This window comes from Micromonospora sp. NPDC005220 (assembly GCF_040607895.1).
Taxonomy (GTDB): Bacteria; Actinomycetota; Actinomycetes; order Mycobacteriales; family Micromonosporaceae; genus Micromonospora.
In genome coordinates this window covers 125508-146006 of record NZ_JBEXHP010000004.1, presented here as the reverse complement: position 1 = coordinate 146006, position 20499 = coordinate 125508, and the positions used below count along the sequence as shown (strand labels likewise).

Here is a 20499-nt window from a genome sequence, read left to right as displayed (position 1 = left end):
CCCACCCCAGGCCGCGCCGCCCACGCCGGCGCGCCCTTTCCGCCCCCGACCCCCGCCGCACCGCCCACTCCCCACCGTCCCGCCCCTCCTCGGCCTGTTGATCAAGAGGTTTGCGTCAGGAATTGCGGTTGTGGTGACGCAAACCTCTTGATCAACCAGGTGGCCCGGGACTGGGGGTGAAGGGGGTGGACAGGTGGGGGGTGGCCAGGAGGGTGGGGGAGTGGGTGCGCAGGGTGAGTAGCCGGGAGGCGCGCGCGGCGTCCGGGTCTACCTCGTGGGCGTACGCCAGGTCACTGTCGACGAGTTGCACCATGTGCACCAGCAGGTCGCCGGTGAGCAGTACCCGATCGTCGGCCACCGTCACGAGCACCGACTGGTGACCGGGGGTGTGGCCGGGGGTGGGCAGCAGACGTACCGCTGGGGTGAGGGCGGTCTCGCCGTCGACCACCCGGAGCTGGCCGGCGGTGCGCAAGGGCGCGATGAGGCCGGCCGGCAGCCAGGGGTTGAGCGTCTCCGCCGCGTCGATTTCGGCCCGCTGCACCAGGTAGCTCGCGTTCGGAAAGTACGGCCGCCCCGGCCTGCCGGTGACCGCCCAGCCGATGTGGTCGGTGTGCAGGTGGGTCAGGATGACGGTGTCGACGTCGGCCGGGTCGATGCCCGCGGCGGCCAACTCGGCGGGCATCCGGCCCGGCACCGGTGCCCAGCTCGCGGCGGGGGCGTCGGTCGGGCCGATTCCGGCGTCGACGAGCGTGACCGGTCCGTCGTTGACGCGGATCGCGAAGCTGCGAAACGGCAGCCACCACCGCCCGTCGGCGGTCACCGAGCCGGGGTCGCGCCGGTCGGCCTCCGCCCATTGCGCTGCCGTGGCCTGCGGAAACGCCTCCGTGCGAGGCTGGAAGAAGGCACCCTCACCGTCGGTGAGCGTGGTGACCGTGATAGACCCGAGGGTGCGGTTCAGTGGCATCGGACGATGATTCCAGGGCATTTCTGTTCCGCGCAGCCCGGTTCCGCCGGCCGGTCGAGGCCGGCTGGGGGCTGCCGGCCCAATTGCAGTACGCTCGTACTGCTTGAGCACGTGTCCCCCGAGAGGAGCGCCGGCCGATGGCGAAGATCAAGGTAAACAACCCGGTCGTAGAACTCGACGGCGACGAGATGACCCGGATCATCTGGAAGCAGATCCGGGAGCAGCTGATCCTGCCCTACCTCGACGTCGACCTGCACTACTACGACCTGTCGATCCAGCACCGCGACGAGACCGACGACCAGGTCACGATCGACGCCGCCAACGCCATCAAGGAGTACGGCGTCGGCGTCAAGTGCGCGACCATCACCCCGGACGAGGCCCGGGTCGAGGAGTTCGGCCTGAAGAAGATGTGGCGGTCGCCCAACGGCACCATCCGCAACATCCTCGGCGGCGTCGTCTTCCGTGAGCCGATCATCATGTCCAACGTGCCGCGGCTGGTCCCCGGCTGGACCAAGCCGATCATCATTGGCCGGCACGCCCACGGTGACCAGTACAAGGCCACCGACTTCGTCGTCCCCGGCCCGGGCACGGTGACCATCACCTACACCCCGGCCGACGGCGGCGCGCCGATGGAGATGGAGGTCGCCAACTTCCCCGGCGGCGGCATCGCCATGGGCATGTACAACTACGACGAGTCGATCCGGGACTTCGCCCGCGCCTCGTTCCGGTACGGGCTGGACCGCAACTACCCGGTCTACCTGTCCACCAAGAACACCATCCTCAAGGCGTACGACGGCCGGTTCAAGGACATCTTCGCCGAGGTGTTCGAGAACGAGTTCAAGGCCGAGTTCGACGCCGCCGGCATCACCTACGAGCACCGGCTGATCGACGACATGGTCGCCGCCGCGCTCAAGTGGGAGGGCGGCTACGTCTGGGCCTGCAAGAACTACGACGGTGACGTGCAGTCCGACACCGTCGCGCAGGGCTTCGGCTCGCTGGGTCTGATGACCTCGGTCCTGCTCTCCCCGGACGGCCGTACCGTCGAGGCCGAGGCCGCGCACGGCACTGTCACCCGGCACTACCGGCAGTACCAGAAGGGCGAGAAGACCTCGACCAACCCGATCGCGTCGATCTACGCCTGGACCCGGGGCCTGGCCCACCGGGGCAAGCTGGACGGCACCCCGGCGGTCACCGAGTTCGCCAACACCCTGGAGCAGGTCATCGTCGACACCGTCGAGGGTGGCCAGATGACCAAGGACCTCGCGCTGCTCATCTCGCGCGACGCCCCGTGGCTGACCACCGACGAGTTCATGAACGCGCTCGACGAGAACCTGGCCCGCAAGATCGCCGCCTGATCCAGGCGTACCGCGTCATCGGAGCCCGCCGGCACCCTGCCGGCGGGCTTCGGCGTGTCCGGCGTCGGCACGCCGGTCGGCGTCACTGCTGCCGGCGCGCCTCGTTGACCAGGATGGACGAGATGCCAGTCGAGTCCAAGGAAGGTTGACCACGGTCGACCCGCGGCACCCGTGCGCCGATCAGCCAGCCTTCCCGGCTGTGCCGTGCACAGCCAGCCGTCCCTTCCCTGCGGGGGGCCCTGTCCCGGGCCCCCCGCGCCCTGTTCCCGCCAGCCCGCGCCCGCGCCGCTCGGACTCAGGCGCCACGCCACGCCACGGGCGCCGCACTGCGGCAAGCTCAGGCGCCGCGCACAGCGGGCTGCTCAGGCGGCCCGCAGCAGGTCGGCGGCGCGTTCCGGGGAGATGTCGTTGATGAAGACGCCCATCCCGGACTCGGAGCCCGCCAGGTACTTCAGCTTGTCCCTGGCCCGCCGGATGCTGAACAGTTGTAGGTGCAGGTGGCCCAGCTCGCGGTCGATCCGCACCGGCGCCTGGTGCCAGGCCGAGATGTACGGCATCGGCATGTCGAACAGGCCGTCGAAGCGGCGCAGCAGATCCAGGTAGAGCGGCCCGAACGCGTCCCGCTCGCTGTCGCTGAGCGCCGGGATGTCCGGCACCACGCGGCGCGGCGCGACGTGTACCTCGAACGGCCAGCGCGCGGCCGCCGGGACGAACGCCGTCCAGTGTTCGTTCTCGGCGACCACCCGGTCACCGGTGGCGCGCTCGGCGGCCAGTACGTCCGCGTACAGGTTGCCCCCGCCGGTCCGCTCGGCGTGCCGGCGCGCCGCGGCCAGCAGCGCGCGGGTGCGCGGCGTCACGAAGGGGTACGCGTAGATCTGCCCGTGCGGGTGGTGCAGCGTGACGCCGATCTCGACGCCCCGGTTCTCGAAGCAGAAGACCTGCTCGACGCCGGGCAGCGCGCCGAGCACCTCGGTGCGGTCGGCGAGCGCGTCGAGCACGGTGCGGACCCGGCGCGGGGGCAGGCTGGCGAAGGAGGCGTTGTGGTCGGACGTGAAGCAGACCACCTCGCACCGGCCGAGGCCCGGCCGGACCGGTGTGAACGGGGTGATCTCCCCAGGCTCCTCGGCCACCCGGCCGCTCAGCGACGGGAACCGGTTCTCGAAGACCACCACGTCGTAGTCGGGTGCGGGGATCTCGGTCAGCCGGTCGCCCACCGACGGGTCGAGGGGGCACTCGTTCGCCGGCGGGAGGAAGGTGCGGGTCTGCCGGTGCACCGCGACCGCCACCCACTCGTCGGTCAGCGGGTCGTAGCGCAGCTGTGACGCGGGGGGAGGCGGTGGCAGGTCCCGGCGGTCCGGCTGGTCGCGGACCGCGTCGTCGCGCTCGTCGAAGTAGATCAGCTCCCGGCCGTCGGCCAGGTCGATCGCGGTGCGCTTCACGGCGCCGTCCCCTCAGTTGTCGGCGTGCGCGTCACGCGGCCCGCCCCCTGTTGCCTTCACCATGATCAGTTCGCCCACCTGTTCGCCGAGTACCCGTCGGGCGGGTGGGGGCAACCGGTCGTCGCTGACCAGTACGTGGGCCGCCGCCAACTCGACGATCGAGGAGATGCCCACCGTGCCCCACTTGGTGTGGTCGGCGAGGACCACCAACTGGTCCGCCGCTGCCACGAGGGCCCGATCGGTCTCCGCCTCCATCAGGTTCGGGGTGGTGAAGCCGGCCCGCTCGGTGATGCCGTGCACGCCCAGGAAGAGCAGATCGAGGTGCAGTGACCGGACGGCACCGACGGCAAGTGGACCGACCAGCGCGTCCGACGGTGTGCGTACGCCGCCGGTGAGCACCACCGTCTGGTCCGGCCGGCCGCCGGCGTGCATGATCTCGGCCACCGGCAGCGAGTTGGTCACCACTGTCAGCTCGGGCACGTCCACCAGCCGGCGGGCCAGCTCGGCGGTGGTGGTGCCGGCGGAGAGCGCGACCGCCGCTCCGGGTCGGACCAGTTGCGCCGCCCGGTCGGCGATGGCCGCCTTCTCCCGCAGTTGGCGGACCGCCTTGGCGTGGAAACCCGGCTCGTCGGTCGAGCTCGGCCCGGTCGTGGTGGCACCGCCGTGCACCTTGGCCAGCAGGCCGCGCTCGTGCAGCGCATCCAGGTCGCGCCGGATGGTCATGTCGGACACGCCGAACTCGCCTGCCAACTCGCTGACCCGGACACCGCCGGTCGACCGGACCCGCTCCAGGATGGCCGCCTGCCGCTGCTGAGCGAGCATCCGCCGTGCCTCCCGGGGGTCCACGTATCTCACGCGGTCAAACGTGTTCCAACAAAGATGAACACTAGCGCGTAGCGGTCAGCGGTGGAAGGAACGGGTACGGCGACGCCTCAGCCCGACGCGATCTTCAGCTCCACCCAGCCGGTCTCGGTCAGATAGTGCAGCACGGCCTGCACCGCGTCCGCCACGCTCAGGTCGGTGGTGTCGAGCACCAGATCGGCGTCGGTCGGCTCCTCGTACGGGTCGTCGATGCCGGTCATCCCGGTGAGCAGGCCGGCCCGCGCTCGCGCGTACAGGCCCTTGCGGTCCCGCTGCTCGCACACCTCCAACGGGGTGGCCACGTGCACCAGCACGAAACCCGCCCCGGCGGCGAGGGCCATCTCCCGGGCGGTGGCCCGGGCCGCCGCGTACGGCGCGATCGGGCAGCAGATGCCCACCCCATGGTGCCGGGCGACCTCGGCGGCAACCCAGCCGATCCGGCGGACGTTGAGATCCCGGTCGGCCTTGCTGAAGCCCAGCCCGGCGGAGAGCTCCCGGCGCACCACGTCCCCGTCGAGCAGGGTCACCGTGCGGTCGCCGCTCTCCCGCAACGCGTCCGCCAGCCCTCGGGCGATCGTCGACTTGCCGGAGCCGGAGAGGCCGGTCAGGAAGACCACCATCCCTCGCTGCCGACGCGGCGGTCGGACCCGGGCCAGCTCCCGCGCCACGGCGGGCGGGGTGTGCCACTCCGGTAGCGGGAAGCCCCGGTCGAGCAGGTCGTCGATCTCCGGCTGGGTCAGCGCGAGTCGTCGGTTGCGCGGCGGGATGTCCTCCCGCCAACGCCACTGCCCGTCCCGGTTGTCGTACGCGAGCTCGCGCGGCACCAGCACCCGCAGCCCGGCGCCGGAGAGCATCTCCCCGGTGGAGAGCAGGTGGGTCACCCCGTACGCCGCGGAGACCCGGGCGCGCAGCAGCGCATCGCTGATCTCCTCGCGCCGGTGCGACAGCGGCACCGCGACCAGGGTGGCAGGTGGCATCCGGTCCCGCGCCGCGAAGATCGTACGGACCAGCGCCTCCGGTGGGAGCCCGCCGACGCCGCCCTCACCGACCGGGATCATCACGAGCAGATGAGCGGCCAGGGTACGGGCGGCATGGGCGATCTGGGCGAGCTGCGGACGATGCAGCGGCCGATCGGCGATCACCCCGAGCACCCGGCCCGGGGGCAGCAGCGCGCGGACCTCCTCCGGGTTGCGACGCAGTCGCTGGAACGGGCCGTGCCCGCCGTCGCCCAGCCGCCGGACCTGACCGCCGACCCCCGCCACTCCCTCGCGCACCGGCCAGACGTCAGCCACGTCCAGAGCGGCCGCCGGGGCGCCCTCCCCGTCGGTCAGCACCAGCGCCCGGCGGGCCGGGTCACGCGGATCGAAGCTCTGCGCCAGTGCGGCCGGCACCTGGAGAGTGACCGGGACCTGCCACGGTGTGCCGTCGGCCAGCCGGCCGCGTCGGCTGACCGAGACCAGGTCGGCGCGGGTCATGAAGCCGGTCAGAGGGGCGTACGCGCCGGTCAGCAGCAGCTCCAGATCCGCGAGCTCACCGGGACGTGGCGTGTACGCCGGTGCGTCCCGTAGCACCTCGTCGGGCAGCACCCAGCCGTTGCTCATCCACACCCCCCACTCGCTGACCGGCACACAGTTTCGCAGCCGACCGTCCATCGGTCGAGGGCGCCACTCCCGGACCGCCGCAGGCGGATCAGCGCTTGATCCGCCGGCCTACCGCCGACCGCAGCCGGTTCCACAGCTTCCGCTCGTCGCGGACCCGGGGACGCGAGCCGTCGGCCCGGCAGATGAACACCAGTGGCAGTCGCGCGTCCTCGGTCCAGCCCACGTTGGTGATCCGGGCCTTGAGCAGCCACCTGCCCCTGGTCCGGCCGCCGTTGAGGGCGGCGAAGTCGATGGTGGCGGTGGCCCGGTGCACCAGGTGGACGGTGTCCGCTCCGGTCGTACCGGTGATCCGCTCGGTCTGGAAGGTGTTCGGAAGGAAGATCTCGGTGCCGGTCTCCCGGTGCCGGGTCACCAGGTCCAGTCGGGCCTTGCGCACCTGCGCGGTGGCGTCGAGCACCTCGGGGGCGATCTCCTCCATCGGGAGCATCAGCACGTCGCGGCCATCGTCGGAGCGGAAGCCGACCGGCTGGTCCGCGGAGCGCAGCTCGGCGGCGACGGTCACCGTGACGGCGTGGTCGACGTGCCGGAGTTCGTCGATCGTGCCGTGTGCGGCGATGCCCGCCTCCCAGTGGGCAAGCCTGCGCAGGTCCGCGACGCGGCCCCGCTCCGCCAGGTACGCCACGGCTCGGAGCAGGGGCGGCAGCCCGCCGGCGACGCCGGGGGCGAAGCGGTCCTGGATGATCTTCTGGATCTCCAGCGCGACCTGCTCCAGCCATGGCTCCGGGGCGTCCAGCAGCCGCTTGCCGCGCAGTCGGCTGAGCATCTCGTTGCGCAGCCAGCGCCGGTGCAACCGGTCCCGCAGCGGACCCGGCTCGGTGTTGGCGTCCACCACGTCCAGCGCCTCCCGCACGCTGGCGTAGTAGCTCGACGGATCCAGCTGGCCCGCGGTGACGTTGCGCGCGTCGTCCCGCTGAACGTGGTGGTAGCAGGTGTAGTCGGACAACACGGAGGTGCGCCGGGACAGGAAGTACGCCCGGACGACCAGCGAGTGGTCCTCCAGCCGACGCTTGCCGCCCTCCGGGAACCGCAGACCGTGCTCGTTGAGGAACGACCGCCGGAACAGCTTGTGACAGGTCAGGCTGTCGATCAGGGGGGAGTTGCCGAGGGTGGCGTCGAAGCGGTTCTTCCGGAACAGCTCAAGCGGCACCGGGCGCCCGTACCCGGCCATCTTCCCGACCACGATGTCGGCGTCGTTCGCCTTCGCGCAGGCGTGCAGCCGCTCCAGCGCCTCTTCGGCGAACCAGTCGTCGTCGTCGGCGAAGAAGACGTACTCGCCTCGGGCGTGGTCGGTGCCCAGGTTGCGGGGGCGCGACGGCCAGCCGGAGTTCTCGATGTGCAGCACCCTGATGTGCGGGTGCTCGGCGGCCAGCCGGTCCAGGCGCTCGGCGGTGTCGTCGGTCGAGCCGTCGTCGACGAAGATCGCTTCGAACTCGTCGGCGGGCAGTGACTGACGCAGCAGCGAGGTGGCGAGCTTCTCGATGTGCGGGCCGCAGTTGTACGCAGGCACCACGACGCTCACCTTCGGGACGCCCACCTCGGCCATCAGGATCCCTCCCGCGTCGTCGGTCGATCACCGGGCGGGTCGATGCCTGGTGAACGGGAGATGAATGGTGTCACCTTGGATGTCTCTTTCCCAAGGCGGGGTCCGGCCGAACGCGGGACCGGCGGAAACGCCGCCAGGGCCCCGCCGGGGACCTTAGGGGTCCGGCGGGGCGAGGATCAGGGGAGCGCCCGGGGGCGTGCCGGTGTCCCTGGTGGGCATCCACTCCCTACGCTGGGCGCGTGACACTGATCGCGACCCAGTCGCTGACCAAGACGTACGGAGGTCGGGTCACCGCGCTGGCCGACCTCACCGTCGCCGTCGAGCCCGGGATCATCGGCTTGGTGGGCGCGAACGGCGCCGGCAAATCCACCTTGATCAAGATTCTGCTCGGCCTGATCGCACCAACCAGCGGTCAGGTCTCGGTGCTCGGCATCGACCCGACCGCAGACCCGGCGGCTGTCCGCAACCGGGTCGGCTACATGCCGGAGCACGACTGCCTCCCACCGGACCTGTCCGCCGCCGAGCTGGTCACCCACCTCGGCCGGATGAGCGGCCTGCCCCGCACCGCGGCTCGCGAGCGGGCCTCGGAGGCGCTGCGCCACGTGGGGCTCTACGAGGAGCGCTATCGTCCGGTCGGTGGCTACTCGACGGGCATGAAGCAGCGCGTCAAGCTGGCCCAGGCGTTGGTGCACGACCCCGACCTGCTGTTGCTGGACGAGCCGACCAACGGCCTGGACCCGGCCGGCCGCGACGCCATGCTGGCCCTGGTACACCGGATCGGCACCGAGTTCGGCATCTCCGTGCTGGTCTGCTCACACCTGCTCGGTGAGGTCGAGCGAATCTGCGACACGCTGATCGCCATCGACGGCGGCCGGTTGCTGCGCGCCGACAACATCTCCGCGATGACCTCGGCCACCGATGTGCTCGCCGTGGAGGTCAGCGAGGGCACCGAGGAACTCGCCGCCCGACTCGCCGAGCTGAAACTGCCGGTCGCCCGGGACGGACGACTGCTCCTCGTGCCGCTCGCCGACGACGGCACCTACGACCTGATCCTCGGTGCGGTCGCCGAACTGGACCTGCCGCTGCACCGACTGGACCAGCGCCGGCACCGGGTGGCCGAACTCTTCGCCACGAGGGAGCTCACTCATGCCTGAGCCATCCACCGCCGCCGTGCGGCCAACCCCGACCGGCGTCATCCACGACATCGGCTACCAGCGCTACCAGGGCCCGAGGCTGGGCCGCCGGCAGGTCTTCGGCGCGCTCTACCTGCACGGCCTGCGCACCGCGTTCGGGTTCGGGCGCAGCGCCAAGGCCAAGATCTTCCCGTGGCTGGTGGTCGGCATCGTCACCCTGGTCGCGGTGGCCCTGGCCGCGGTACGCAGCCAGATCGGCGAGCCGGTCGCCACGTACGCCCAGTTCGCCGACGCGATGAGCTGGCTGGTCATCTTCTTCGTCGCGGTCGTCGCCCCGGAGCTGGTCTCCCGGGACCTGCGCAGCGGTGTGCTGCCGCTGTACTTCTCCCGGCCGTTGCCGCGCGCCGACTACGCGTTGGCCAAGCTGCTGGCGCTGGTCACCGCCCTCTGGCTGCTGCTCGGCGGGCCGCAACTGGTGATGTTCCTGGGTGCCGCCTTCACCACCAAGCAGGGCATGCGCGGGGTATGGAACGAGCTGCTCGACCTGCTGCCCGGGCTGCTCTACGCCGGGCTGTGGGCGGTGGTCTTCGCCTCGGTCGGCCTGCTGGTCGCCTCGCTGACCGGCAAGCGTGCCTTCGCCGCCGGTGGGGTGGTGGCGGTCTTCCTGATGACCACCCCGATCGTCGGGGTGCTGAGCATCCTGCCGTCGCGCGCCGCCAACGAGCTGGCCGGGCTCGCCTCGCCCTCCACGCTGGTGCAGGGGGTGGGCATCTGGTCGCTGGGTGACCTGCTGGTCGAGGGCGATCCGGGCGAGATGACGATCGGCGGGTTCGGCCCGGTCTACGCCCTGGCCGCGGTGCTGCTGGTCGCCGGCGCGACCGCCCTCCTGCTGGCCCGCTACCGGAAGGTCGCCTCCTGATGAGCACGCTGAGCCTGACCGGGGTGTCCCGGTGGTACGGCAACGTGGTCGCGGTCAACGACATCAGCATGGCCCTGGGGCCGGGCGTGACCGGGCTGCTCGGCCCGAACGGCGCCGGCAAGACCACGCTGCTGCACATGATGGCCGGGTTCCTCGCCCCGTCGCGCGGCACGGTCACCCTCGACGACGAGCCGACCTGGCGCAACCCCGACGTCTACCGGCGGCTGGGGCTGGTCAGCGAACGGGAGGCGGTGCAGGGTTTCCTCACCGCGTACGAGTTCGTGCTGGCCAGCGCGAAGCTGCACCGGCTGCCCGATCCGGCGGCTGCGGCCCGCCGGGCGATCGACCTGGTCGAGCTGGAGTCGGCGCAGGACCGCCGGATCGGCACGTACTCCAAGGGCATGCGCCAGCGCGCCCGGGTGGCCGCCGCGTTGGTGCACGACCCGCAGGTGCTGCTGCTCGACGAGCCGTTCAACGGCATGGACCCGCGCCAGCGGCTGCACATGATGCAGCTGCTGCACACCCTGGGTGACGCCGGCCGGACGATCCTGTTCAGCTCGCACATCCTGGAGGAGGTCGAGCAGGTCTCCGGAACGGTGCAGGTGATGGTGGCCGGCCGGTTGGCCGCCTCCGGCGACTTCCGGACCATCCGCCGGTTGATGACCAACCGCCCGCACGTCTTCTCGGTGCGCTCCACCGACGACCGGGCGTTGGCCGTCGCGCTGATCGCCGAGGCGTCGGTGAGCGGGGTCGAGTTGGAGCCGACCGGCCTGACCGTGCGGGCCGGTGACTATGGCGCGTTCACCCGGGCGCTTCCCCGGATCGCACTGAACAAGGGCATCCGGGTGCGTCAGCTGGTGCCGTCCGACGAGTCCCTGGAGAGCGTCTTCTCCTATCTGGTGGAGGCATGATGTCGACCGTTACCTGGATCACCGCGCGCGGGTTGTTCGGCCGACGTCGGTTCCTGCTGCTGCTACCGCTGCCGTTGGTGCTGCTCGGGCTGGCCGTGCTCTGCCGGTCGCTGGGGGTGGACCCGCGCAACTGGGGGCCGCCGGTGCTGGTCGGCCTCGGGCTTGCCGTGGTGCTGCCGGTGGTTGCGCTGATCATCGGCACGGGCGTCCTGGGCGCCGAGATCGACGACGGCACTGTGGTGCACATCCTGACCAAGCCGCTGCCGCGCTGGCAGATCGTGCTGCCGAAGCTCGCGGTGGCCGCCGGGGTCACCGCGGTCACCGTGGCGGTGCCGCTCTACGTCGCGGGCGTGCTCGCCGATTCGGTACGCCTCGGTCTGGCGCTGGCGGGCGCGGCGGCGCTCGGCGCGCTGGCGTACTCGGCGTTGTTCCTCGCGCTCAGCCTGGTCACCAGGCGGCCGGTGCTGCTCGGTCTGGTCTACGTGCTGATCTGGGAGGGGCTGCTGGGCAACTTCGTCAGCGGCACCAAGGTGCTCTCCATCCAGCAGTACGTGATCGCCCTCGCCGACCGGATCGCCCCCACCGGGCTGCTGGAGACCAGCGTGTCGGTGCCGGTGGCGTCGGTGATGACCGCACTGGTCAGCGTCGGGTTCACCGTGCTCGCCATCGACCGCCTGCGCTCGTTCAGCGTGGCAGGCGAGACGAGCTGACAGCGGTACGGGACGCTGTTCCGGCCAGCCCCCGCCCGGCGGTAGGGCTGGCCGGATGGACCGGTCGGGCCACATCGGGCCAGGCTGATGGGCGTGAGCGTCGAAGCGGAGCGGACGTCGTTGGCTGAGCCCTACTCCCGGAGCAGCCGGCCGTGGCTGACCAGCCTGGCCGTCGCCGGGCTGGCCTGTGCCACGGTCGCCACGGCGGCTCAGGGCAGCGGTCAGTTCCACTGGTGGGCGGTGTTCATCCTGATTCCGGCCGCGTTGATCGCGGCCAGCGGCGGGCCGTTGCTGGCCCGCCGCGGCGGCCGGGCCTTCGCCGGGTACATGCTCGCCTGCGTCGGCACGATCGTCTTCGCGGTCGGCGCGCTGCTGATGTTCGGCGTGATGGGACGAGGTTGGCCGCTCATGGTGGTGCTGCCCTGCCTGGCGGTCTTCGGCACCTACGGCTGGCGGGCGGCCCACCCGCTGGCCCGTGGCCTGCACCGGGCGGTGGCCCTGCTCGCGCTGACCGGAGCGCTGCTCGGCCTGACCCTGCAACTGATCCGGGTGGATCTGATCCACCTCAAGACCGGCTGGTGGGGCGCGTTTTTGATGCTGGCCGGGGCCATCGTGCTGGGCAACGCGGGCGAGCTGACCCGGCACCGGATGCCGTACCGCCTCCAGGCGATCACCCTGCTGGTCGGGCCGGCCGTGATCGCGTTCCTGCTCGGGCTGCGCTTCCTGCGCGGCTGGTGACCCGCCGGTCCGCCGCCGCCCGAGCGGGCGGCGGCGGACCCCGGTCAGAACGCGCAGGCGATGACCAGCTCCGGGGTACGGTCCGGGAGCAGGTCGAGTTTGCCGATCCGGCCCGCCGCCCGTAGGTCGTCGGCGACCAGCGTGAGCTGCTCCAGCAGCGCCGCCGGGCCGAGCGCCTCCGCCAACGGCACCTCCGCCTTCATCGACAGCTTCCGCTCCGACTTGGCCCGTCGCACCTGGCTCAACGCGTCACCGGCGAGCCGCAGCAGCGCCGGGTCACCCGACCCCTCGATCGTCCGGGCCACCTCGTAGGTGGTGGGCCACGGCGCCCGGTGCACCGAGCCGTACCGCCACCACGACCAGATTTCCTCTGTCACGTACGGCAGCACCGGGGCGAACAACCGCAGCTGCACCGAGAGCGCCGAGGCCAGTGCCGCCCGTGCCGAGTCGGCCGCCGCGCCGGTGCCGTAGGCGCGCTCCTTGACCAGCTCGATGTAGTCGTCGCAGAACCGCCAGAAGAACGCCTCGGTCACCTGCAACGCCGCCGTGTGGTCGTACGAGTCGAAGGCGCTGCTTGCGGCGGTGACCACGGTGGCCAGCTCGGCGAGCATGGCCCGGTCCAGTGGGGTGGTGGCCGACAGCTCCAGGTCGCGGCGTGGCGTCAGACGCGCCGAGCTGGAGTTGTCGTACGGGGCGCGCAGGGCGTCCGCCGCGCCCAGCCCGAGCGCGAACTTGGACGCGTTGAGCAGCTTGGTGGCCAGTCGCCGGCCGACCTTGATCTGCGCCGGGTCGAAGGCCAGGTCCATGCCGGGCTTGCCGCTGGCCGCCCAGTAGCGCACCGCGTCCGAGCCGTGCTGCTCCAGCAGGGCCAGCGGGGTGACCACGTTGCCCTTGGACTTGGCCATCTTCTTGTGGTCGGGGTCCAGGATCCAGCCCGAGAGCACGGTGTCCCGCCAGGGCAGCACGCCGTGCTCGAAGTGCGAACGGACCACGCTGTCGAAGAGCCAGGTCCGGATGATCTCCTGCCCCTGCGGGCGGAGGTCCATCGGGAAGACCCGGGCGAACAGGTCCGGGTCGGTCTCCCAGCCGCCGACGATCTGCGGGGTCAACGACGACGTGGCCCAGGTGTCCAGCACGTCCGGGTCGCCGATGAAGCCGCCCGGCTGGCCGCGCTGCGACTCGTCGTAACCGGGCGCCGGATCGCTGGATGGATCGACCGGCAGCGCGGACTCGTCCGGCATGAGAGGGTGGGACCAGTCCGGCTCGCCAGTGTCGTCGAGCCGGTACCACACCGGGACCGGCACCCCGAAGAAGCGTTGGCGGCTGACCAGCCAGTCACCGTTCAAACCGCGCACCCAGTTGTCGTAGCGGTGTTTCATGTGCGCCGGCACCCAGTGCAGCTGCTCGCCCCGGGCCAGCAGCGTGGCGCGCAGCGCCTCGTCCCGGCCGCCGTTGCGCAGATACCACTGTCGAGTCGAGACGATCTCCAGTGGCCGGTCGCCGCGTTCGTAGAACTTGACCGGGTGGGTGATCGGGCGCGGCTCGCCGATCAGGTCACCGGCATCGGCCAGCATCCCGACGATCTCCCGGCGGGCGCCGTTGACGGTCTGCCCGGCCAGCGCCGCGTACGGCTGCGCGGGCACCCCGTGCGGCGGCTCGGGGAGCAGCCGACCGTCCCGGCCGATCACCACCCGTGTGTCCAGCCCCAGCTCACGCCACCAGGTCACGTCGGTCAGGTCACCGAACGTGCAGACCATCGCGATGCCGGTGCCCTTCGCGGGGTCGGCGAGTGGGTGGGCGTACACCGGCACCTCGACGCCGAACAGCGGGCTGCGCACCGTGCTGCCCACCAGGTCCGCGTACCGCTCGTCGTCGGGGTGGCAGACCAGCGCCACGCAGGCCGGTAACAGCTCGGGCCGGGTGGTGTCGACGAACACCTCACGGCCGTCGGCCGCGGTGAACCGCAGCCGGTGGTAGGCCCCTGGGCGCTCCCGGTCCTCCAACTCGGCCTGGGCGACAGCGGTGGCGAAGCCGACGTCCCACAGGGTCGGCGCCTCCGACTGGTACGCCTCGCCGCGGCGCACATTGCGGACGAACGCCCGTTGGCTGGTGGTCCGGGCGATCCGGCCGATCGTCGTGTACGTCAGGGACCAGTCCACCGACAGCCCGAGCCGCCGCCACAACGCCTCGAAGGCCTGCTCGTCGGTGACCGTCAACCGTTCGCACAGCTCGATGAAGTTGCGTCGGGAGATCGGGGTGGGGTCGCGCCGGGCCGCGTCGTCGACCGGAGCCGCCGGTGGTCGCCAGACCGGGTCGTACGGCAGCGCCGGATCGCAGCGCACCCCGTACACGTTCTGCGCCCGACGTTCGGTGGGCAGACCGTTGTCGTCCCAGCCCATCGGGTAGAAGACGGCCTTGCCGCGCATCCGCTGGTACCGCGCCGTGGTGTCGGTGTGCGTGTACGAGAAGACGTGCCCCATGTGCAACTCGCCCGATACGGTCGGCGGCGGGGTGTCGATCGCGTACACGTCCTTGCGCTCCTTCGAGCGGTCGAACGCGTACGTGCCTTCCTCCTGCCAGCGGCGTGCCCAGCTCTCCTCGAGCCCGTCCAGTGTCGGACGTTCGGGAACGCCGGCGCGGGCCGTCCTCGCCGTATCGGTCATTCTGTGATCGTAGGCAGGGGCCAACGGCCGGACCACGGGTTAACCGGCGCGCGCCACGAGAGTGCGCGCCGAACGGCTGCCGGCCGGCGCGGGGCGGGGTGTTCCACGCTGGTGGGCCGACCGGCTGGTGCCGGTCGGCCCCAACCGTCAGCGGGCGAGCGGGCTGGCCACCGGGCCGGAGGTGGCCAGCCGGATCTGCAACCGTTCGCCGCTGCGGGCGTTGACCCGCTCCAGGATCGTGGAGACCGGGGCGTACGAGTTGTGCTCGTTCGGGTTGGTGCAGGCGCCCTGCCCCGGGTCGCCGTTCGAGAGGATGCCCAGCGCCTTGCCGTCGGCCTCGGTGAACAGCGGGCCGCCGCTGTCTCCCGGCCGGGCGCAGATCCGCACGTCGATGCCGCCGCTGCTCTTGCCGGTGACCTCCCCGCAGCGGGTGCCGGGCAGGTAGCCGGCGCCGGCGCCGGAGTCGACGTACTGCTCGCCGGCCTTGGGGGTGTACGCGGACCCGGTCGCGCAGACGACCCAGCCGGTCTGGATGGCGCTCCACGGCTGATAGCCGGTGATCGGCACGTCCCGGCTGCCGCTGGTGGCGCATTTCGGGTTGTCCGCGACGCACCAGTAGTTGACCAGGCTGGGCGTGTTCCTGGCCCCCCGCGGGTACGTCCACCGGCGCAGAGCCGCGGGCTGGTACGGCATGATCGCGTAGTCGTACGGGTAGGCGTTCTCGGCCAGGTCCGGTGCTTCCACGGTCGCCGGCACCTTCGGGCCGAGGAACTGGTGCCAGGTCCGGTCCACCTGCTGGTGCCGTCCGCCGACGACACAGTGCCCGGCGGTCAGCACGTACGGGAGGTCGCGTACTCCGACGATGAGGTTGAAGCCGGTGGTGCAGCCGCCGACGGTGCCGTCGTCGCGCGGCACGTCCAGGCGGATGCCGCCGCGCATCGGCGCCTGCGGGCAGTAGCGCGGGTCGCACGCCTTCTGCACAGTGGTCGCGGGGATCCGGGCCTGGGCCCGGGTGGGCACCCCGGCGGCGCGGCGCGCCTCGGCCAGCCGTGGGTCGTCCGCCGTGATCCGGTCTCCGGTGAGCACCACGATCTCGTTGGCCTGCTGATCCACCACGACGTCCGAGCCGGGTGACGCGTCGAGCGCGGCGGCGACGCCGGCCGCGGCCTCGGTGAGCTGACTCACTGTGTGCCGCACGGCGATCATCCGGACCTGCGCCGGGTCGGTGACCTCGGCCACGGCCGCCCGCACCGCCGCGACGTCGGTCGCTCCGACGGTGAGCACGCCGCCGGCCCCCTGGTCGAGCCACATGCCGCCGTACGAGCGCGGGACCTGCTCGGTCAGTCGCGCGGCGAGCGGCGCGGACAGTTCCTGGAGGGCGAGCCGCCGGGCCGCCTCGGTCGCGGAGATCCGGTAGCGGTCGCGCAGGTACGCGACGGATGCGGGCGCGGCCTCGGCGACCACCGGGGCCGGTCGGACGCGCACCGGCCCGGAGGCGGCATTCGGCTCCGTCTTCCGTTCCGTCTGCGAAGCGGGCGGGACGCCGCCCGTGGCGGTCGCGCCGGGTGCCGCGCTCGCGTCGCCGGTTGTCGCGCTGCCCAACCCTGCCTCAGCCGCTGCCGTGGTCGGCGGCGGGCGCTCGGCCCCGTCTCCTCTGGTTACCGCGACGGCGGCTCCGATCAGACCGACGACGGTCAGCCCAGCCACGATCACGCGCCCCCGTGTGCGCACCCCGTACCCTCCCCGTGTGTTCGGTGGTGCCCGACCGGAACAATCCGGTCGGTGTCGCCGGCCTTACCAGGCGGGTGAGGCAGACGAGCCGTGATTGTAGCTAGTCCAGTGATTCCCGCCACTGCCGGTGCAGGGCGGCGTACCGGCCGTCGGCCCGGGCCAGCACCGCGGGTGGGCCGTCCTCGACGACCTTTCCGCCGTCGAGGACGAGCACCCGGTCGGCGGTCTCCACAGTGGAGAGTCGATGGGCGATCACCAGTGCGGTGCGGTCACGCAGGATGGTGCCGAGTGCCCGCTGCACGAGACGTTCCGTCGGCACGTCCAGCGACGACGTCGCCTCGTCCAGGATGAGCACTGTCGGGTCGGCCAGGAACGCGCGGGCGAACGCGACCAGTTGCCGCTGCCCGGCGGAGAGCCGTCCGCCACGTCGGTGCACCTGAGTGGCGTACCCCTCGGGTAGTGCGGCGATGAAGTCGTGCGCACCGATCGCCCGCGCGGCGGCCTGGACGGCGTCGTCGTCGGCCCCTGGGCGACCGAACCGGATGTTCTCCGCGACGGTCCCGCTGAACAGGTGGTTCTCCTGCGTCACCAGCACCACCGCGCGGCGCAGGTCGGCGTCGCGTACGTCGCGCAGGTCGACCCCGTCCAACCGGACGGTGCCGGTGTCCGGGTCGTGGAACCGGGCGACCAGCTTGGCGATTGTCGACTTGCCCGCCCCGGTGGGCCCGATCAGCGCCACGGTCTGCCCGGCCGGCACTGTCAACTCCAGCCCACGGAGAATCGGGGTGTCGGCCCGGTAGCCGAAGCTGACCGCCCGGAAGCTCAACTCACCGCGGCCGGGCCCGGTCGGTAGCGGTGCGGGCCGGGCCGGTTCGGCGACGGCCGGTCGTTCGTCGAGCACTCCGGCCAGCTTCTCCAGGGCGGCGGTGGCCGACTGCAACGAGTTGTAGAACTGACTCAACTCCTGCATCGGCTCGAAGAAGCGGCGCAGGTAGAGCAGGAACGCGGCAAGCACGCCGATCTCGGTCTGCCCGCCGAGCACCCGCCAACCGCCGTAGCAGAGCACCACCGCCACTGTGACGTTGCCGATCAGCTTGATCGCGGGCGAGTACGTGGCGATCAGCCGGAACGCGTGCAGGCTGCTTCGTCGGTAGTCGTCGCCCAGCGCCACGAAGATCCGTTGGTTGCGGGGCTCCCGGCGGAACGCCTGCACCGCCCGGATGCCCCGCATCGACTCGACGAAGTGCACGATGACCAGCGCGACCGCGTCCCGGGTCCGTCGGTACGCGCTGGCCGACGACCGGGCGAACCAGCGGGAGAGCCCGAACAGGAACGGGAAGGCGAACAGTGTCACCGCCGCCAGCGGCAGGTCCAGCCAGAGCAGGATGGCGGCCACCGACAGGATCGAGAGCCCGGCCAGCACCAGGCTGTCGATCCCACCGTCGACCAGCTCGGCGATCGAGTCCAGGTCGCTGGTGAGCCGGGAGACCATCCGGCCGGACGTGTAGCGCTCGTGGAAGCCCACCGACAGCCGCAGGAAGTGCCCGAAAACCCGTTGCCGCAGGTCGAGCAGGACGGCCTGGCCGATCCGGGCGGAGAGGGTGAGGAAGCCGCGGCGGGCGGCGTACTCGGTCACCGAGGCCACCGCGAACGCCCCGGCGACGGTGACCAGCGGGCCGGGGTCGCCGGCGCGCAATGGCGGGATGGCCCGGTCGATGCCGATCATGACGAGGTACGGGCCGGCCATCGCGGCGGCGTTCTGGGCCAGCAGCAGGCCGACCGCCACGGCGAGTCGCCTGCGGTGCGGGCGGAGCAGGTCGGCCAGCAGGGTGCGGCTGAGCCGGCGCAGCCGGGCCACCGCCTCGGGGCTGGTGTCCTCGGCTCGACTGCGGTCGGCCTCCGGGTCGGTGGCGGTTCCGCGCCAGCGGTGGAGTTCGGGCTCCTCCTCCGGAGGTGGGTCGGCCTGCCTCGGCACGCTCACGAGCGCACCAGCCCCCGACCGTCCGAAGGGGACGCGCTCGGCCCGCTGGCGCCCGCCGACGGTGGTTGCCCGGCGGGCGGCTCGGCGGCGAGCAGCGCCCGGTACGCCGGCACGGTGGCCAGCAGGTCGGAGTGCCGGCCGGTCGCGGTGATCCGTCCGTCCTCCAACAGGGCGACCCGGTCGGCCAGCGCGATCGTCGACGGCCGGTGCACCACCAGCAGCGCGGTGCTGTCGCGCAGGACCCGGCGTAGCGCCGCTTCGACCAGGGCCTCGGTGTGCACGTCGAGCGCGGAGAGCGGGTCGTCCAGCACCAGCACCGCCGGTCGGCCGAGCACGGCCCGGGCCAACGCCAGCCGTTGCCGTTGCCCGCCGGAGAGGGACAACCCCTGCTCGCCCACCCGGGTGGCCAACCCCCAGGGCAGGTCGTACGCGAAGTCGGCCTGGGCCAGCGCGAGGGCCGCACGGACCTCGTCGTCGCCGGCGTCCGGGCGACCCAGGGTGAGGTTCTCCCGCACCGACATGGAGAAGAGCGTCGGCTCCTCGAACGCCACCCCGACCAGCCGGCGCAGCGAGGCCAACCGCAGCTCGCGCAGGTCGTGCCCGTCCAGGGTGATCCGGCCGGCGGTCACCTCGTGCAGCCGGGGCACCAGGGAGAGCAGCGTGCTCTTGCCGCAGCCGGTGGCCCCGACCAGCGCCAGCGTCTCGCCCGGCTCGATGCTCAGCTCGATCCCGCGCAACACCGCCGTGCTGGCACCCGGGTAGCTGAACCAGACCCGCTCGAAGCGCAGCCGACCGTGCACCGCGTCGCGGGGCAACGCGACCGCGCCGGGGGCGTCCACGATCTCCGGTGGGGTGTCCAGCACCTCCTGGATCCGGTCGGCGGCGGTGGCCGCCTCCTGACCGTTGGCGATGATCCAACCCAGCGACTGCACCGGCCAGATGAGCATCAGTTGCAGGCTGACGAAGGCGACCAGCTCGCCGATGGTGAGCGCGCCGTGTGCGGCGGCGGCCGCCCCCGCCGCCAGCACCACGCCCAGGGTCACGTTGGGCACCAGGTCGAGCAGCGCCGAGGTGTTGGCCAGCAGCCGTCCCTTGTCGACGCCCGTGTCGTGCAGCCGCCGGGCCGCACCGGCGAACCGGGCGGCCAGTTCGGGCCCCCGCCCGTACGCCTTCATGGTGCGCAGACCCTGCGCGGTCTCCTCGACCAGCGTCGCCACGTCGCCCTGCTGATCCTGCATCCGGCGGGACGCGGCGTGGTAGTGCCGCCCGAACCGCCGGCTGACCAGCAGCAGCGGCACCGCGCTGGCCGCGACCAGCACCCCGAGCGCCGGGTGCAGGTTGATCAGCAGCACCACCACGACCACGTAGGTGGTCAGGTTGAGCACCAGGAAGAACACGCCGAAGGAGAGGAACCGGCGGATCACCGACAGGTCGCTGGTGATCCGGGAGAGCAACTGGCCGGACTGCCAGCGGTCGTGGAAGCTGGTCGGCAGCCGTTGCAGGTGGGCGTAGACGTCCGCGCGCAGCGCCGCCTCCATGCCCACCGCCGAGGACGACTGCACCCAGCGGCGGATGAAGATGAGCACCGCCTCGACGACACCGAGCAGCAGCGCCAGGCCGCCGAGCTGGAGCAGCCCGGCCGGTTCGTGTCGGGCCACCGGCCCGTCCACGACCCGCTGCACGACAAGCGGTACGGCGATCCCCGCCGCGGTGCCGGCCAGCCCCGCGACGAGCAGCCAGGCGAACTCGGCGGCGTACGGGCGCAGGTAGGGGCGTAGCCGCCAGAGGTTGTGCACGGGGCGTGTGCCCACGGCGGCTCGGGCTGCCGGGTCGCCGTCGCTCTCCACAGGCACTACCAGACGGTAGCGTCAATGAGTGTCGGTGCTGGTG

15 protein-coding genes are annotated in these 20499 nt (G+C 72.0%); 6 read left to right on the top strand and 9 right to left on the bottom strand.

Annotated features, from left to right (window positions below; genetic code table 11):
- Positions 1–151 precede the first annotated feature (151 nt).
- Positions 152–964, bottom strand: coding sequence for an MBL fold metallo-hydrolase (locus ABZU52_RS03510; RefSeq protein ID WP_354969496.1), 813 nt, complete (start codon positions 962–964; stop codon positions 152–154).
- A 137-nt stretch (positions 965–1101) separates the two neighbouring features.
- Here ABZU52_RS03510 and ABZU52_RS03505 point away from each other — a divergent pair, with 137 nt between their 5' ends.
- Positions 1102–2319 (top strand): NADP-dependent isocitrate dehydrogenase, encoded by a 1218-nt coding sequence (locus ABZU52_RS03505; protein WP_354969495.1) that lies wholly within the window; start codon positions 1102–1104, stop codon positions 2317–2319.
- 362 nt (positions 2320–2681) lie between these two features.
- Here ABZU52_RS03505 and galT read toward each other — a convergent pair whose 3' ends face one another.
- The 4 genes from galT to ABZU52_RS03485 all read right to left on the bottom strand — a co-directional run bounded on the left by galT (position 2682) and on the right by ABZU52_RS03485 (position 7823).
- Positions 2682–3758 (bottom strand): galactose-1-phosphate uridylyltransferase, encoded by a 1077-nt coding sequence (gene galT / locus ABZU52_RS03500; protein ID WP_354969494.1) that lies wholly within the window; start codon positions 3756–3758, stop codon positions 2682–2684.
- 12 nt (positions 3759–3770) lie between these two features.
- On the bottom strand, positions 3771–4580 hold the full coding sequence (locus ABZU52_RS03495; protein WP_354969504.1) for a DeoR/GlpR family DNA-binding transcription regulator: 810 nt from the start codon (positions 4578–4580) through the stop codon (positions 3771–3773).
- A 110-nt stretch (positions 4581–4690) separates the two neighbouring features.
- Positions 4691–6220 (bottom strand): adenylyl-sulfate kinase, encoded by a 1530-nt coding sequence (gene cysC / locus ABZU52_RS03490; protein ID WP_354969503.1) that lies wholly within the window; start codon positions 6218–6220, stop codon positions 4691–4693.
- Between the two features lie 88 nt (positions 6221–6308).
- The gene (locus ABZU52_RS03485; RefSeq protein ID WP_354969493.1) at positions 6309–7823 is read right to left on the bottom strand and encodes a glycosyltransferase family A protein; all 1515 of its coding nucleotides are present in this window, start codon (positions 7821–7823) and stop codon (positions 6309–6311) included.
- A gap of 239 nt (positions 7824–8062) precedes the next feature.
- Between ABZU52_RS03485 and ABZU52_RS03480 the strand changes: the two genes are divergently transcribed.
- From ABZU52_RS03480 to ABZU52_RS03460, 5 genes are all read left to right on the top strand, one after another.
- The gene (locus ABZU52_RS03480) at positions 8063–8977 is read left to right on the top strand and encodes an ABC transporter ATP-binding protein (RefSeq protein WP_091406315.1); all 915 of its coding nucleotides are present in this window, start codon (positions 8063–8065) and stop codon (positions 8975–8977) included.
- The gene (locus ABZU52_RS03475; RefSeq protein ID WP_354969492.1) at positions 8970–9875 is read left to right on the top strand and encodes an ABC transporter permease; all 906 of its coding nucleotides are present in this window, start codon (positions 8970–8972) and stop codon (positions 9873–9875) included. Before ABZU52_RS03480 ends, ABZU52_RS03475 begins: the two co-directional genes overlap by 8 nt.
- Positions 9875–10786, top strand: coding sequence for an ABC transporter ATP-binding protein (locus ABZU52_RS03470; protein WP_354969491.1), 912 nt, complete (start codon positions 9875–9877; stop codon positions 10784–10786). Before ABZU52_RS03475 ends, ABZU52_RS03470 begins: the two co-directional genes overlap by 1 nt.
- A complete protein-coding gene (locus ABZU52_RS03465) occupies positions 10786–11496 on the top strand; it encodes an ABC transporter permease subunit (protein WP_354969490.1) in 711 nt (236 codons plus the stop codon). The genes ABZU52_RS03470 and ABZU52_RS03465 overlap by 1 nt, the downstream gene beginning before the upstream one ends.
- Before the next feature lie 93 nt (positions 11497–11589).
- On the top strand, positions 11590–12234 hold the full coding sequence (locus ABZU52_RS03460; RefSeq protein WP_354969489.1) for a hypothetical protein: 645 nt from the start codon (positions 11590–11592) through the stop codon (positions 12232–12234).
- Between the two features lie 44 nt (positions 12235–12278).
- On the opposite strand, the gene valS is transcribed toward ABZU52_RS03460, so the two are convergent.
- The 4 genes from valS to ABZU52_RS03440 all read right to left on the bottom strand — a co-directional run bounded on the left by valS (position 12279) and on the right by ABZU52_RS03440 (position 20462).
- Complete coding sequence (gene valS / locus ABZU52_RS03455) at positions 12279–14897, bottom strand: valine--tRNA ligase (protein ID WP_354969488.1); 2619 nt, start codon at positions 14895–14897, stop codon at positions 12279–12281.
- Between the two features lie 147 nt (positions 14898–15044).
- On the bottom strand, positions 15045–16382 hold the full coding sequence (locus tag ABZU52_RS03450) for a trypsin-like serine protease (protein ID WP_354969487.1): 1338 nt from the start codon (positions 16380–16382) through the stop codon (positions 15045–15047).
- Positions 16383–16728: 346 nt separating this feature from the next.
- Positions 16729–18609 (bottom strand): ABC transporter ATP-binding protein, encoded by a 1881-nt coding sequence (locus ABZU52_RS03445; RefSeq protein WP_354969486.1) that lies wholly within the window; start codon positions 18607–18609, stop codon positions 16729–16731.
- Entirely contained in the window at positions 18606–20462 is a 1857-nt protein-coding gene (locus ABZU52_RS03440) for an ABC transporter ATP-binding protein (RefSeq protein WP_354969485.1), read from the bottom strand. Before ABZU52_RS03440 ends, ABZU52_RS03445 begins: the two co-directional genes overlap by 4 nt.
- Between the last annotated feature and the right edge of the window lie 37 nt (positions 20463–20499).